The organism is Arsukibacterium sp. (assembly GCF_041616895.1).
Classification (GTDB): Bacteria; Pseudomonadota; Gammaproteobacteria; order Enterobacterales; family Alteromonadaceae; genus Alishewanella.
Window position 1 is genome coordinate 16,355 of sequence record NZ_JBFJPY010000001.1, and the last position, 14,883, is coordinate 31,237.

Sequence of the window (14,883 nt, forward strand, 5' to 3'; positions counted from 1 at the left end):
TATTAATTCAGCTGATATTTTTCCAGCCGATACAGCAGAGTTTTATAAGGTAGTTGCAGCAATTTGGCCGCCTGGGCTTTATTACCGCCGGCGCGGTTCAGGGCCTGCAACAGGCAGTCGCGCTCATGCTGCTGCCAGTTTAGTCCTTCAGTTGGCAATACAAATTGGCCGGGGCTGTTTGTGCTATGGGTTAAGCCGGCCAGCAGCTCCTGCTCATCGCCCAGTAAAACAAAGCGTTCAATCCGGTTGGCCAGTTCCCTTACGTTACCCGGCCAGGGGTAATCCATTAATTGTTTCAGAGTGGTTTTACTCAGTGGTGCCAGGGCGAGCTGATAGCGCTTCTGGCTTAATTGTAAAAAATGCTGAATTAGCTGCGGAATATCTTCACTGCGCTGACGTAGCGCCGGCATATGCAGTGGCACCACATTTAAGCGGTAATATAAGTCTTCCCGAAAGCGACCTTCTTGTACGGCCTGCGCTAAGTCCTGATGACTGGCAGCAATTAACCGCACATCCAGGGTAATCTCCTGATGGCTGCCCAGCCGGGTTACTTTGCCTTCCTGCAACAGGCGTAACAGTTTCGCCTGCAGGCTTAATGGCAGCTCGGCCACTTCATCCAGAAAAAGTGTACCGCCGGCAGCCGCTTCAAACTTACCGGCTTTCGCCTGATGAGCGCCGGTATAGGCGCCTTTCTCTGCACCGAAAAGCTCTGCTTCAGCCAGTTGCTCGGGGATGGCACCACAGTTGATTGCGATAAACGGGCCTTTATTGCGGCGTGACAGCTGGTGCAGGGCACGCGCAGCCAGCTCTTTACCGGTACCGCTTTCACCGCTGATCAGCACCGTGGCATCGCTGTTCGATACCCGGTTAATTCGCTGAAATAATTGCTGCATGCAGGGCGCCTTGCCAATTAAGTCTACCAATTGGCGCTGCTCGCTAAGTTGCTGACTTAATTGCCGGTTCTGGCTGCGTAGCTGCTTGGCGTTTAAACCTTTGCTAACGGCTAGCAGTAGCTCCTGGCGTTTAAACGGCTTGGTTAAATAGTCATCGGCGCCTGCCTGAATCGCTTCGACCGCATGGCTGACCGAGCCATAGGCTGTCGCCACCACAAAGCCCAGCTCTGGTAAGTTGCTGCGCACGTAATTCAGGATAGTTAAGCCGGTATAATTCCCCAGCTTCCAGTCGCTAAATACCAGTTCTATTTCCGGTTGCTGTTTTAACAGCACTAAGGCATCTTCCACCGTGGCGGCACTAAATACTTGATACTGTTCGGCTTGTAGCAGCTGACATAGTAACTGGCGTTGTTGGTTATCATCCTCTACCAGCAGAATTCCAGCTGTCATCATTGCGCTCCAGCTGCGGTAAAGGTGTCGATTTTATTAAATAAAATGGTGACGCAGCAGCCACCGCCTGCACGGTTTTCCAGGCTAATGCTACCCTGATAGTAAAGCTTCAGCAGCCTGCTGGCGATATACAAGCCCATGCCGGCACCATCGGCTTTGCTTGAGCAATGCGGGCTGAATAAGCGACTGGCAATATCGGGACTAAGCCCCGGCCCATCGTCACAAATTGTTATGTGTAACTGCTGCGCCTGCGGTTGCACGTCAATGCTGATCTTGCCCTTACCGCCGGACGCTTCAGCGGCATTTGCTAACACGGTATGAAAAATACTGCGCAGTTCTGCTTCGGCTCCTGCCAGCCAGACGTTGCCAGCGCCACTGACCGTAAAACGTAATTGCCTGGTGCTGAATTCCAGCAGCAAATCATTAATGACGTTTTGAAGTGATACCGGTTGGCTGCGATCAATATCGGCACAGCTTAGGGTTAACATTGCCGTCAGGTTACGGTTGATATGTTGCATTTTCTGCTCGGCCTGCTCGCTTAAACGCAGGCGCAACTGCGGATCGTCGCTGCTGGCAACCTGTTCCAGCAATAAGCTTAAAGTATGAATGGGGTTGCGCAGCGCGTGGACCATACCCCGGCTTATTTCGCCCAGTTCGGCCAGATGCTGTTGCTGCTGATGTTGCTCTGCTTGCGCGGCCAAAGCGGCCAGCTGGCTGCTCATCTGGTTAAATTGTTCGCTGACAAAACGATACTCTGCTAAACCTGTTGTGGCCACCTGCTGCCCCAGGTGGCCCTGTTGCAACTGTTTAAAACCCGCTACCAGCCGTTGCAGTGGCTGAATAAGGCGGTGACCAAGCCATAGCGCAATTAGCATGGCCAGTGCGGTGCTGGCGGCAATCAGCAGCATGGTATAACGGGTAAATTCAGCAATCAGCGGCCCGGCTTGATTAAAGCGGCCACTGCGGTGCAGTTGTTCCGCGCGATCTTGCAGTTTTTCGGCGGCTATTTGCTGCAGTAAATGCGCTACCGCTTGCTGCTCCTGCTGCCCGTGAATATCAGCAAGTGATTCAATGCTAAGTTGCCGGCCGTCTTTTTCAATCTCAATAATCCGCACCCTGTGTTCGCGCGATTCGGCCTGCTCGCGCGGTGCCTCACCGTTGGCGGGTACTGGCGGCGCCGGAGGCCGGGGCGGCCTGCGGATTATGGTTTCCAGCTGATCCGCGGTTTGTGCTAGTACTACCCGGGTTATTTCTGAACTACTGCTGCTAATTTGCTGTTCTATCTGGCCCTGAAAAAACCGTACCAGCCAAATCTGACTAGCCGCCATAACCAATAACAGGCAAATTATGCCTAAACTCAATGCCCAGCGAATTGACATACTGCCGCTCTCAATATTACGAATAGTGCTAACTTACAACGACCGTGCCAGTTTGCCAAAGCTACTGACGACGGTGGTTCGCCAGGTAACCGGCGGCAATGGTAAGTGGTTTGCGGACGTTTTATCCCGATATCGGGATACACAATAGCAGATATCGGGATGTTTCTGCTGGTAATTATTCCAGGTTGTTGATTTAAATAAATAAAAATATTGGCATTAAACTTTCATTAGTAAAGTGCATTTTGCGTAACAAGGATTTAAAGGAGCAACAAGATGAAAATGATAATAGTCAATGCCGCTTTAATCGCGTTTTTAACAGGCTGTGCTTTACCCCAGGCGCAAGCAGAGCAGCCTGCGCCAGAGACAGAGCATGAAACCCGGATTGTGGTAATGCAAGACGGCGAGAAAAAGAGTGGCGTTTTAGTGGTGAGAACTGGCGCGACAGTGAAGAGTGGCAAAAATTCAGTGCTGAGCTAGCGCCAGAGCAACAGCTAAAGCTGGAAAAGTTACTGAGTGAAGCCCCGCCAATGCCGCCGATGCCACCTCATCCGCCGCGTGTCAGCTGGCATCATGCTGACGGTATTAAACACGTTATTATTCACAAAGACGTCGATGGTCATGAGCAACAGCAGCTGATTGAAATCCATCAGCAGGCAATTGAGCATGGCAAGCACGCAAAATTAAGACACATCGAAATTCAGCGTGAAGTGGGTGAACACAGCTTCAGCGCGATTAAACATCTGCTGGAAAACGCCGAGCTTACTAAAGAGCAACTGCAACAATTGCAGGCGTTGTTAGACAGCAAACACTGATTAAATAAGCCGGCCTTTACGCCGGCTTCTCTGTGTTTAGGTCTGATTTACCAGGGTAGCTCAGTGCCATTGCTATGGTAAAACTTGCCGCTGTTGGCCGGGCTGAGTTCAGCAATCAGGCCGCTTAAACGGCGGGCCGCTTCATCGGGGCTGATATCGCCGCCGAAACCCACCATTTCAGTCTGCACATAGCCCGGATGGTAAATGCCAACGCTGATCTTGCGCGGCGCGACGTCTTTCGCCAGCGACATACTGCCAGCATTGAGCGCCGCTTTTGACATCCGGTAGCCGTAATAACTGCCTGAATCGTTATCGGCAATGGAACCCATCCGGCTGGTGATCATCGCTATTTTGCCACCGTCTTTTATCGCGCCCAGTAGCTGCTGGCTTAGTAGCACGGGCGCAATGCTGTTTACCTGCAACTGCTTTAAAATAGTGTCTTCATTAAAGTTATCCAGGGTTTCATTACAAAAGATACCAGCGTTATTAATCAGCACATCTATGCTGTTATCGGCGAATTTAACTGCAATTTCTTTGATTTTCTGCGGATCACTCAACTCAGCTCCGCTATACAGGGTAACATCTAAATCGGCCAGTTCTGGCGATGGCTGGCGGCAAATCACCGATACCTTGTCACCCTTTGCCAGATATTGCTTGACCAGCGCCAGGCCAATGCCTTTATTGCCGCCGGTAATCACGATATGTTGCATAGTGCTGCTCCTGCTATAAGCCTGTTTAGAAAACGCTGTTGATATGTAGAAGTGAACTGATAAATTGTAAACAGGATATCCGGTTAGCGACGGCATAATTCAAGGCGCAGCTGGTTATTAGTTTATTGTTATTTAGCGGGCAACGGTTCATGACATGGTGCTTTCAGGTATGAAGCTGAAAGTTTTAAGCAAGTTGATTAACTGCAACAGCATATTTTCATCGGCATCCGCTATGCCAATTATTAAACCGCGTTCGGGCTCATTTACAAAGCAGTAGCGGCTAAAGGGTTGTACTTTATAACCCTGGCTATTTAACTGCCGGCATAGCGTCACATCATCGGTCAACTCTGGCAGCAACACTGTCAGGTGCAGGCCAGCGTCTTGCGCCAGCAAGCTGGCGTGTGGCAGGTGTTGTCGCAATAGGGTTACCGCTAGCTGCTTGCGCTGCTGGTAATAGCGGCGCATTTTACGCAGGTGACGGTTAAAATGACCCTCGTCGATAAAATCGGCCAGCACTGCCTGCGGTAGCAGGGCCACATCGCCATGTAAGGCTTGCTGAATGGCACTCGCCTGGCCCGCCAGTTCTGGCGGCAGCACCAGATAACCCAAGCGCAGACCCGGAAACAGGGTTTTACTGAAGGAGCCGGCGAACATTACGCCCTGGCCGCCGGCTAAGCCCTGTAAGCTGGCCATCGGTCGGTGCCGGTATTGAAACTCACTGTCGTAATCATCTTCAATCAACCAGCATTGTTCAGTTGTAGCCCAGTTAAGCAGCGCCAGCCGTTGGCTTAGCGGCATAATGCCGCCGCACGGGTACTGGTGTGATGGTGTTAAAAACAGTGCTTTGTTGTGGCTGTTTCGCGGTAGTAGCGCGGGGTCAAGTCCACAGGTGCCAGCGGCCGGAGCATAGCTAATTTGCAATTCTGCCAATTGCAATGCCTGCTTTAACCGCGGATAGCCCGGTGACTCTATTAACACATGCTGGCCACTGCTGGCGACTAATTTTGCAGCAATAAACAGCGCCTGCTGCGCGCCTGTGGTGATTAAAATGGCGTTTTCATCACACACTAATTGCCGCGACTGACGCAGATACAGAGCCAGAGCCTGGCGCAGTGGTGCGTAGCCTAGGGGATCGCCAGCCATGCCACACAATACGGCCCGGTCAGCATGGCGCTGCTGTAACTGCTGCCATAGCCTAAATGGAAATTGCTGCAATGCCGATACGCCAGGTTGTAGCCGACCTGCCGGCGAAGGTGCTTTTGCCGTTAAGCCATAATGCTGGCTGGGTAACACCACAGTTGCTGTCGTGCTGCTGTGCTCTGCGGCGAAAAAGCTATCAGGCAATGCTGCAACAATGGCATAGCCGCGCCCCTGTTGTGGCTCAATATAGCCCTCTGCTACTAACTGCTGTAACGCCTGTTGCACCGTGCTGCGGCTCAGGTGTAAATCAGCCGCCAGTTGCCGCTCGGATGGCAATAATGCCCCGGCAGGCCAGGGCTTGCTTAATAGTTGCTGACGCAAGCTCAGGTAAAGCTGCTGCTGTAATTCACCGCTACCCGTTAGGGTAAGGGTATCAGTGTTCAGACGGAAAGCGGGCAACTGGTAAGCTCCATTTGTGAAAACTGGTTATTTATAACATGCCAGTTTAGCGGTTAAATAGCCTGATACACAACCGGAGTACCGCTAATGTCATTACTATTTACCATCGAACCTTCGCTTCAGCTCGATGAGGCCATTGCGTTGTATGTTGCATCGGGTATTAATCGGCCGACCGATCAGCCCGGGCGGATGCAGCGCATGTTACAACACGCCAACTTAATTATTACGGCACGCCAGCATAACAAGCTGGTGGGGCTGGCCCGCTGTTTAACCGATTACAGTTTTGTAGTGTATATCGCAGATTTACTGGTGGATAAAGCGGTACAGCAACAGGGCGTTGGCGCGCAGTTGCTGGCAGAGGTGCAGCGGGTTACCGGCCCCCAGGTGCAGCAGCTGCTGTTAAGTGCCCCAACGGCGATGGCCTATTACCCTAAGGTCGGCTTTAGCCCGCTCAGTAATGCGTTTGCCATAGCGCGTAAGGAATAAAGTATGCTTTATTGCCCGCCGAATATGGCCTTTGCCAATAAAAACACCCTGCACGATTTTATCGACCAGCACAGTTTCGGCACCCTGGTAAGCACGCCATTTTTCTGTAGTCATGTACCCTGGTTGTTACAGCGGGATGAAGGGGAGAACGGCGTATTGTATGGTCATCTGGCCCGGCAAAACCCACACTGGCAGCAATTAGATAAGCAACAGGTGCTGATTACTTTTACCGGGCCACATGCCTATATTTCGCCGCGCTGGTATCAAAGTGAAAAAGCGGTGCCAACCTGGGACTATGCAGTGGCCCAGGTGCTGGGGCAGGTAGAATTGCTTGATGATAGAAATACCAGAGCAATACTTGCGCAGCAAATCGCTAAATATGAACCCGACGAGGCAGTAGCGCTGCTGAAAATGCCAGAGCAATATCAGCAGCAGCTGGCCAGAGGCATTGTTGGTGTTAAGGTCACTATTTCTGAGTTAAATGGTAAGTTAAAGCTCGGCCAGCACAGAAGTGTTGCAGATCAACAGGGCGTATTTGCTGCGTTAAGCGCAAACCCGCAGCCTGAAGCGCAAGCACTTGCCGCGGTAATGCAGCAATATAAGTTGGGGGCGGGACTATCGTGATAACAATATTCAGGCAAAACTCAACACCAGGCTGATGATTACTCCGCTAATGATTAGCTGCAGCAGACAAAAGCCCATAATATCTTTGGCTTTTAAGCCGGCGATGGCGAGTACCGGCAAGGCCCAGAATGGTTGAATAAGATTAGTCCAGGCATCACCCCAGGCCACTGCCATGGCAACCCGGCTAACATCAGCACCCAGTTCTATTGCCGCAGGCAGCATAATGGGCGCCTGCACCGCCCACTGGCCACCGCCTGAGGGCACAAAAATATTGACGATGCCGGCACTTATAAAGCTCCAGAATGCCAGGGTTTCAGCTGTTGCAAAGCTAACAAACCACTGAGACATACTTTGTGCCAGACCCGATTGCACCATCATGGCCATAATGCCAGCGTAAAACGGAAACTGAATAATAATGCCGGCACCGCCCTGTATCGCCTGTTGCAGGCTATGCAGTAATCGCCGTGGTGAACCATGCAGCAGAATGGCCAGAAATAAAAACAGATAATTGACGATATTCAGGTTAAGGCCACCGCCCGCTGCAAAGTACTGGATTAAATAGCCGATACCGGCAACGCCCACCAGTACACCCAGCAACATGCTGTTTTCCAGTCTATCAGCAGGGCGTGTATTTTTGCTATCCGGTAGGATATCTTGCTGCAATTTGGCCGGATCGACATACACGCTGTCGGCGGCCTTGGGCAGCATCAGATAATTGACCAGCGGAATGGCGACAAACAGTATTGCCAGCAACAACAGGTTAAAGCCGGCAAAGATGGTATTGCTGGTGCTGATAACCCCGATAACCGACTCAGTAAAATGGCCAGGGGTGGCGATAATAAGTGGTACTGAACCTGCCAGGCCACCATGCCAGACAATAAAACCAGAGTAAGCGCTGGCTACCAGCAAGCGATAGTCGACTTTAACGTTGTGAGCCAGTGCTTTGGCGAACAGGGCACCCACCACTAAGCCAAAACCCCAATTCAGCCAGCTGGCAATCAGCGAGACTACGGTTACCATAATAATGGCTTGCCCGGCTGTTTTAGCCAGCCTTGCCAGGCGGTTAAGCACGCCGGTAACCAATGGCGTACTGGCCAGCATAAAACCGGTCACCAGTACCAGCAGCATCTGCATGGAAAAGCTTAGCAGCCCCCAGAAGCCGTCACCCCATATTTGTAACACTTGAAGCGGTGCGTGTTGTTCAACGATTACAGCGGCAGCAAAAACCACTATGCTTAGCAACAAGACAAAGATAAAAGGATCTGGCAGGTAACGGTCAACCAGTTTTACCAGGGGTTTAGCGGCAGCGTTTAGCATAAGGGGCTCGTTATTATTATGTGTTTGGGCATTCAGCATGGCTGACTTTATTGCCAGCAACCAGTATCAGGCTACCTTAGCCCGATTAGCCAATAAACTGCAATCCGACCTGATGAATGGTCAGCCTGCTGTGATTGGTATTAGTGGTGCTCAGGGCAGCGGCAAAAGCACCTTAGCCAGCGCGCTGGTACAGTTTCTCCGCACACAGGGAATCGCTGCAGCAACTGTGTCACTGGACGATTATTACTTAAGTAAAACCCATCGTCAGCAACTGGCGCAAACGGTTCATCCGCTGTTGGCTATGCGCGGCGTGCCCGGCAGCCATAATATTCAGCAGGCCATTACTGATGCTAATACTGTGCTGGCGGGCACGCCGGTATCATTGCCACAGTTTGATAAAGCGCTGGATGAACCCGTCGCTGCGCTGCCGGCGCAGCAGTATCGGCTACTAATTGTAGAAGGCTGGTGCCTGGGGATTAAAGCGCAATCGGCGGCTGAACTAAACCTACCTGTTAATGCCCTGGAAGCGCAGCAGGATAAACATGCAGTGTGGCGTTATTATGTTAATGCACAGCTGGCTGGCCTTTACGCCGACTACTGGCGTCTATTAAAGCCGCTAATCTGGCTTCAAGCACCCGACTGGGATTGCGTCTGTCGCTGGCGGGCCAAACAAGAACAACAGCTGTGGCAACGCAGGGGCAAAGGCATGAACGAGCAGCAGCTCGCTCACTTTATGCAAACGTTTCAGCGCCTAACCCAGGCTAGCTGGCAACAGTTACCTGCAGTTGCCGACTATATTGTACGGCTTGATCAGCAGCAGACCCCGACGCTACTGACTGCTGATTGACTGCAACAATGCTGCTATCTCAACTCAGACTTTATTGGTATTTAATGCTGATTGTTATTCTTGCTGTTCAAAATCTGCAGTCAATTTAGTTAAATGCAGAAGTTCAAAGGTTTTCATCCGGGCTTTTTGCTGTAACCGATAGATACCAAACAAGCAGAGGGGCGAGACAATCAGACTGTAAAACATTAACAAGTCGACTGATGCTGTAGCCGGTTGCCACCACCGTAATAGCCAGAGTGCTGCAGTAAACAGCAGCAAAGCAACAAAGCTAAGCTGGGTGTATCGATAGTAGCGCAAGCTTAGCTGACAGGCGCGGTAGCGAAAGTGCAGCAGCCCGTTGCTGCTCCAGTTGGCATACGCCAGAATAGGCCGGTGCACCTGCCAGCTGACGTATAAAGTACATATTGCTCCCAGCGCCAGAAATGCTGCCGACAGATAACCCAGCGCATCTGGCATAGTCAATACCAACCAGCATGCCGCTGCAGCCATCACTAACCCGCCCAGCCATTCGCCATACATCAGCAGCTTTTGCTGGCGTTGCCGCTGGCGGGCCTGAATCAAATCTGCCTCACCCGGCATAATGTCAGCAGGGGTGTCTTGTTGTTGCCAGCTTTTTGCCAGCGCGGCAAAGTCAAAATTATCGGCCATGTTGCATTACCTCCATCAACTCTGTTTTGGCGCGGTTAAGCCGCACCCTCACCGCACCATGGCTTATCTGCAGAATTTCTGCGATCTCCGGTGCGTCTAAATCTTCCATTGCCAGCAAGATAACCTGACGGTTGGCGGGAGATAAACGCCGCACTGCCTGCATTAATTGCTGGCTTTGTTGCTTTTCAGCTACCTCTGCAGAAGGACAATCTTGCAGCATCTGTTGCTGAGTCTCGTCATCCAGCGGTTGCCATTTATGGCGCTGCGCCCTTGCAATATGATCAACTGTGACGTTATGCACAATCCGGAACAGATATGCCCGCGGCAGCTCAGCCGTTTGTAACCGCTCAGCCGACTGGTGCAGCGCCAGAAAAATATCCTGTTTTAAATCCTGCCGTGCAGCGGCGTCTGCTTCCGATGCCATTAATGTGCGGCTGATGGCGCCCTGATATTGTTGCCATAGCGCCAGTAAAAACTGCTCAGGCGTTGCTGTGCTGGTGTTAGAACGAGTCAAAAAAGCCTCTCCGCTCAATGTCTTATTATTGTTTTGATTTACATATCAACGTTATCACTATGCCATCGGTAAGTCTGCCGGTGTTGGCAAAGTGTTACATAAATAAATAAAAAAAATGTTGTAACAGCTGGTAACCCCGCCACGACTTAACCAACAAACATCTAAAAGCGAGAAACGAACCATGAAAAAATCTTTATTAGTTTGTCTGATAGCTAATGTGTTGGTGGCTGGAGTTCAGGCGGATAGCTTAAATCCAGCACAGCAAGTGGCGGTGCTGTATCACAATGCAACGTTAATTAATCCGGCTACTGAGCAGCAACTTAATGATGGTTGGCTGCTGGTGCAGGACGGGCGCATTGTGCAAATGGGTCAGCTGCAAGCAAATAATTCGTTACCGATAGCGGCAACGCAAATTGATTTGCAGGATCAGTATGTGTTGCCCGGCTTGATTGATGTGCATTTGCACCTGACCGCCGGGCCTATGCGCGTAGAAATGCAAAATGGCAATCCGGTCATTACCTTAAAAGGCCACAGTGAGCTCACCCGCTATCATGCCATCAGTACGCTGGCTACTGGCGTAACAACAGCATTTAGTCCAGCCGGTGAGACAGAGGCCAATGCTGAATATGTTCATCAGCAGCAGGCCGGTAATTGGCCCGGTCCTAAACTGAGTTACGCCGGTTTTGTGTTTGAACCGACACCAATACTGGGCGGCTCAGTCTATCCCAAAAATGAAGCGGCCTGGCAAGCTGAAATATCCAGGCAAAAAGCACTGGGTGCAGAGTATATAAAGCTTTATCAGGGTCTGAGCAAAGATGAAGTGGCGATGGGTATTCGATTAGCTCATGCCGAAGGGCTGAAAGCCATTGCTCATCTTGATAGTGTCAGTTGGCAGTTTGCGGCAGACCTTGGGATCGACGCCTTAACTCATGCGCTGCCCACCAGCGCCGAGCTGTTAAACGGTGAGGGCAAAGCGGCTTATCTTGCTGAGCGTAAAAACCCGCATAGCGGCCGGTTCACTTACAGCTGGTTCAAGCATGTTGACTATGACAACGCCCCGATGCAACGGCTTTTCACCACACTGGCACACCAGCAAACACGGATTGATTTAACGTTGGTAGCGAACGAGTTGATTTATTTCGCCCGGGAGCTGGACAGTTTGTATTCAGAGCCTGATATGTGGGTGTTTCACCCGAAAATGCGTAAAAATTGGCGTACCACACTGGCAGCACCAAGTTACGACTGGACTGCGGAAGAAGTCACTACCGCAAAACAGCAATTACCTAAAGTGCAGCAATTATTTAAACGGTTGTATGACGCCGGCGTGCCATTGGCAATTGGTACCGACAGTGTAGCCAGCGGGCCCTTTTACCTGCGCGAGCTTGAGCTCAGCCAAGGGGCCGGCCTAACCAATTGGCAGGTATTACAACTTGCCACCCATGGCGGCGCAAATCATCTGGGGTTGCATGACCACGGCCAACTGAAGGCCGGCTATGTTGCCGACTTTATTGTCTTGCAAGCCAATCCACTGGCAGCGCTCGACGCTTTGAATACAGTGCATACCGTAGTGCAGCAAGGCACCCGCTGGCGAGTAGACGAACTAAAAGCACGATTAGCTTCGCTGACTGATATTGAGCTTTAACCACAACATCTTACAACTTACAACTTACTGATAAAAAATAAGGATAAAAAATGGAAACTTTAAATCAATTTATCGCTACTTTTAGCAGCGCCTGGCAACAAGCGGATTGGGCTTTTCTGCTGGTATTTGGTCTGTTTTTTCTAGTGGTATGGTTTTTACCCAGCCTGCTAGCGCTACTGCTGAATCGCCGGCATGCCGGTAAAATTGCTTTGTTAAATGTGCCAGCGGGTTTTTCGGTGATTGCCTGGGTGGCATTATGTGTCTGGGCAGTGACCGGTAAACTGGGTGACAAGCTGGCCGCCAAAGCCCGCTTAAAGCCGGTGGCATAATCTGCGCACGGTTATAATGCTACCGCATCGCCTTCATTTAAAATAAGCAGCGGCACCTGGCTATCCAGTTGCTGCTGCATATTCAGTAAGCGTAGTAGTGGCGAGTGCGAGCTGATATCGCCCATCTGCCAGCTGGCATTACCATACCCCCAGGGTATCATCACTTTACAGTCCAGCTCGCCGGCCACCATCAAGGCATCTTCCGGGGTCATGTGTACGGCACGGTAATTTGGCCCATGGTAGGAGGCTATTGGCAGCAGACAAATATCAATAGCACCGTATTTTTGCTTTATATCGTTAAAATGCTGCGAATAGCCGGTATCCCCGGCAAAAAACAGCTTCTTATCACCATGCTGAAGTAACCAGCCAGCCCACAACGCCTGATTTTCATCACTTAAGGTGCGGCTATTAAAATGGCGGGCAGGCAGGGCATGGATAGTCAGTTTTCCTTGCTGGGCACTGCTGTACCAGGCCATCTCGGTAGCGTTATAACCACCCTTTGGTAGATAGGCTGCCATGCCATAGGGCAGGTAGTAATGGGCGTTGCTGCCAATTCGTCTGATGTCGCGGGTACTGAAGTGATCATAATGCAGGTGGGAATACAGCACTGCATCAGTGGCGGCCAATTGTTCAGCACTGACCATTGGTGTGGCCGGCCGTGCTTTGGTACCCACTAAATGTGCTGCCCAGTTTACCGGCCAGTCAAATTGTCCGGTTACCGGATCCAGCAATACTTGCTGGCCATCAGGCGTCGTAATATTGAAACTGGCATGGCCCAGCCAGTGGACACTGAAGCCACTTTTTATTTCAGGTGGGCGTTGCGGGCCGGTATATCGGCATTGTTCAGCCGGGGTTTTGCAGTCAACCAGCGGGTGTGGCAGGTAGCAGTCCTGCTCACAATTAGCCGGATAAGGAATATTGCCATAGTACAGATTGCGAAATGGCTGCTGACTAGCAATCAACTCAGCGGCATTGTCAGGTTGTCCGGTTCGGCTATCGATATTATTGGGGGTAGAACAGCCACTGCTTATTAAAATGGCAAGCCACAGAAAAGCAGCTTGCCGGCAATAGGAGTTATTCATAAGTACATGAAAATATATATTTATTTTTAGTGGGCTTTAGCAGAATCTTTTTGCTGATCACGTAATTTTTGTTCCAGCTTTTCAATTTTCTCCTGCGCCTGTTCACGATAGCGGGTAAGCCGTTCAATGGTAGCAGTGGCATTACTTTTCACGAAACTCACTTGCTCTTCTAATTGCTGCTTTTGCTTTGACCAACCATTTTTATCAACCAGCATTTCCTGCATCTGATCCCGCTGTTGCTGTAACTCATCCCGCAGTTGCTTAATGGTTTCGCGTTGCTCGGCCTGATGGTTAGCAGTAATGGCACTTTGATCTTTCATCATATTATTGCTGGCACGAAGCTGATCGACCAGTTGCTGTAGATCTGGCTGATCGCTTCCTTGTTCGCTTTGTACCTGCTGCAGGTGGTCAATTTGCTGTTGCAGTTCACTCACCAGATTGCGTTGGGCGTCGGCTTCTTGCTGCGCCGCTTCCCGCTCTGCTTTCAAACTGTCTAATGCCGTCTTGTGATCGGCTACCAATTGCTGCTGGGCGATCAGCGCGGCTTCAAGTTCAGCGTTATTATCTGGCTGTTGCTTGCTCTGTAACTTAGCCAACTGTTTCTGTTCAATCGCCACCTGATCCAGCGCGGCATCCCGCTCTTCAGTCAGGCTGGCTTGTAGTGCTTCCAGTTCAGCAATCTGTTGTAAGGCTCTGTCACGCTCAGCAACAATAGCATCTTGCTGGCCGTTGTTCGTACTGACATTACCGCCCTCTTCCTGAGCTTTCTGTAGTTGGTCCAGCTGCAACTGCAAACGGCGGCTTTGTGCCACGGCCTGCATTTCTGTCTTGGTAGCTTGCTGCAGTTTATTCTCAAACTCGCTAAGCATGGTTTGCAGTTCAACAATTTCGTTGCTGCTTTGTTGTTGCTCAGCGGCAAATTTTTTAGCTGAAGCCTGATATTTCTCTAAATCCTGCAACTGCTGCTTGTTGAGTTGCTGTTGCTCAAGTAGTTTCTGCTCCAGCTCCAGCGCTTCCGTCAGTTTATTCTGTAAGGCCTGTTGCTCTGAATTTGCTGCGCTAAGTTGTTGTTGCAGTTCAGCCAGCTGCTGGCTGTGTTGTTCGCTTTGCTGCTGCAATTGCTGTTGTAGCTGTTCATTGCTCTGTTGCAATGCTTTGAGATCATCAGCAGCCTTGGCGGCAGCCTGTTCATTGGCGGCTAACTGGTTATTGGTGTCTGCTAACTGTTGCTGCAATTGCTGCAGCTTTTGCTCGCCTTGTTGCAAGTCGTTGGCCGCAGCGTCAAGTTGTTTCTGTAATTGCTGTTCGCTTTGCTGGCGTTCGGTGGCGGCAATTTCCAGTTCATTATGCAGCTGATCCAGCCGCATCTGCTGTTCTTCCTGTAACTGCTTTGAGTCGGCCAGTTCCTGCTGCTGACTTTTGGCATGCTGCAAAGCCTGATCGCGCTCATCCTTTACCGCACTATATTTCTCAGACTGCACTGCCAGTTGCTGTTGCTGATGGGCAAGGCTGACTTCAAGCTCAGAGCGTTTTTGTTGTAATTGCTCAAGA

General features: G+C 50.8%; 16 protein-coding genes. 8 read left to right on the forward strand and 8 right to left on the reverse strand.

Annotated elements, in window-relative coordinates; all coding sequences use genetic code 11:
- Window positions 1-2: 2 nt before the first annotated feature.
- Both ABY802_RS00070 and ABY802_RS00075 read right to left on the reverse strand, forming a co-directional pair.
- Window positions 3-1,346 (reverse strand): sigma-54-dependent transcriptional regulator, encoded by a 1,344-nt coding sequence (locus ABY802_RS00070; protein WP_372624786.1) that lies wholly within the window; start codon window positions 1,344-1,346, stop codon window positions 3-5.
- Window positions 1,343-2,722, reverse strand: a complete 1,380-nt coding sequence (locus ABY802_RS00075) for a sensor histidine kinase (protein WP_372624788.1) — start codon at window positions 2,720-2,722, stop codon at window positions 1,343-1,345. The genes ABY802_RS00070 and ABY802_RS00075 overlap by 4 nt, the downstream gene beginning before the upstream one ends.
- Before the next feature lie 273 nt (window positions 2,723-2,995).
- On the opposite strand from ABY802_RS00075, the gene ABY802_RS00080 reads away from it, so the two are divergent.
- Both ABY802_RS00080 and ABY802_RS00085 read left to right on the forward strand, forming a co-directional pair.
- Complete coding sequence (locus tag ABY802_RS00080) at window positions 2,996-3,199, forward strand: hypothetical protein (protein WP_372624790.1); 204 nt, start codon at window positions 2,996-2,998, stop codon at window positions 3,197-3,199.
- Window positions 3,200-3,249: 50 nt separating this feature from the next.
- Window positions 3,250-3,534 (forward strand): hypothetical protein, encoded by a 285-nt coding sequence (locus ABY802_RS00085; protein ID WP_372624792.1) that lies wholly within the window; start codon window positions 3,250-3,252, stop codon window positions 3,532-3,534.
- 47 nt (window positions 3,535-3,581) lie between these two features.
- Here the strand turns inward: ABY802_RS00085 and ABY802_RS00090 are convergent, their stop codons facing one another.
- A complete protein-coding gene (locus ABY802_RS00090; RefSeq protein WP_372624794.1) occupies window positions 3,582-4,244 on the reverse strand; it encodes an SDR family oxidoreductase in 663 nt (220 codons plus the stop codon).
- A gap of 147 nt (window positions 4,245-4,391) precedes the next feature.
- The gene (locus ABY802_RS00095; protein ID WP_372624796.1) at window positions 4,392-5,843 is read right to left on the reverse strand and encodes a PLP-dependent aminotransferase family protein; all 1,452 of its coding nucleotides are present in this window, start codon (window positions 5,841-5,843) and stop codon (window positions 4,392-4,394) included.
- Window positions 5,844-5,930: 87 nt separating this feature from the next.
- Here ABY802_RS00095 and ABY802_RS00100 point away from each other — a divergent pair, with 87 nt between their 5' ends.
- A complete protein-coding gene (locus ABY802_RS00100) occupies window positions 5,931-6,329 on the forward strand; it encodes a GNAT family N-acetyltransferase (RefSeq protein WP_372624798.1) in 399 nt (132 codons plus the stop codon).
- A 3-nt stretch (window positions 6,330-6,332) separates the two neighbouring features.
- Window positions 6,333-6,953: an FMN-binding negative transcriptional regulator gene (locus tag ABY802_RS00105; protein ID WP_372624800.1), complete on the forward strand. Its 621-nt coding sequence runs from the start codon at window positions 6,333-6,335 to the stop codon at window positions 6,951-6,953.
- 9 nt (window positions 6,954-6,962) lie between these two features.
- Here ABY802_RS00105 and ABY802_RS00110 read toward each other — a convergent pair whose 3' ends face one another.
- Entirely contained in the window at window positions 6,963-8,270 is a 1,308-nt protein-coding gene (locus ABY802_RS00110; RefSeq protein ID WP_372624802.1) for a short-chain fatty acid transporter, read from the reverse strand.
- A 37-nt stretch (window positions 8,271-8,307) separates the two neighbouring features.
- On the opposite strand from ABY802_RS00110, the gene ABY802_RS00115 reads away from it, so the two are divergent.
- Window positions 8,308-9,117 carry a kinase gene (locus ABY802_RS00115; RefSeq protein ID WP_372624804.1) on the forward strand — a complete coding sequence of 270 codons (810 nt, stop codon included), beginning with the start codon at window positions 8,308-8,310 and terminating at the stop codon, window positions 9,115-9,117.
- A gap of 54 nt (window positions 9,118-9,171) precedes the next feature.
- Here the strand turns inward: ABY802_RS00115 and ABY802_RS00120 are convergent, their stop codons facing one another.
- The gene (locus ABY802_RS00120) at window positions 9,172-9,765 is read right to left on the reverse strand and encodes a hypothetical protein (RefSeq protein ID WP_372624806.1); all 594 of its coding nucleotides are present in this window, start codon (window positions 9,763-9,765) and stop codon (window positions 9,172-9,174) included.
- A complete protein-coding gene (locus tag ABY802_RS00125) occupies window positions 9,755-10,279 on the reverse strand; it encodes an RNA polymerase sigma factor (RefSeq protein WP_372624808.1) in 525 nt (174 codons plus the stop codon). Before ABY802_RS00125 ends, ABY802_RS00120 begins: the two co-directional genes overlap by 11 nt.
- Window positions 10,280-10,460: 181 nt before the next feature.
- Here ABY802_RS00125 and ABY802_RS00130 point away from each other — a divergent pair, with 181 nt between their 5' ends.
- Together ABY802_RS00130 and ABY802_RS00135 are read left to right on the forward strand one after the other, a co-directional pair.
- The gene (locus ABY802_RS00130; RefSeq protein WP_372624810.1) at window positions 10,461-11,921 is read left to right on the forward strand and encodes an amidohydrolase family protein; all 1,461 of its coding nucleotides are present in this window, start codon (window positions 10,461-10,463) and stop codon (window positions 11,919-11,921) included.
- Between the two features lie 50 nt (window positions 11,922-11,971).
- Window positions 11,972-12,250, forward strand: coding sequence for a superinfection immunity protein (locus tag ABY802_RS00135; RefSeq protein ID WP_372624812.1), 279 nt, complete (start codon window positions 11,972-11,974; stop codon window positions 12,248-12,250).
- An 11-nt stretch (window positions 12,251-12,261) separates the two neighbouring features.
- Here ABY802_RS00135 and ABY802_RS00140 read toward each other — a convergent pair whose 3' ends face one another.
- The gene (locus ABY802_RS00140; RefSeq protein WP_372624814.1) at window positions 12,262-13,332 is read right to left on the reverse strand and encodes an MBL fold metallo-hydrolase; all 1,071 of its coding nucleotides are present in this window, start codon (window positions 13,330-13,332) and stop codon (window positions 12,262-12,264) included.
- 126 nt (window positions 13,333-13,458) lie between these two features.
- On the opposite strand from ABY802_RS00140, the gene ABY802_RS00145 reads away from it, so the two are divergent.
- Window positions 13,459-13,560: an AgrD family cyclic lactone autoinducer peptide gene (locus ABY802_RS00145; protein WP_372624968.1), complete on the forward strand. Its 102-nt coding sequence runs from the start codon at window positions 13,459-13,461 to the stop codon at window positions 13,558-13,560.
- Window positions 13,561-14,883 lie beyond the last annotated feature (1,323 nt).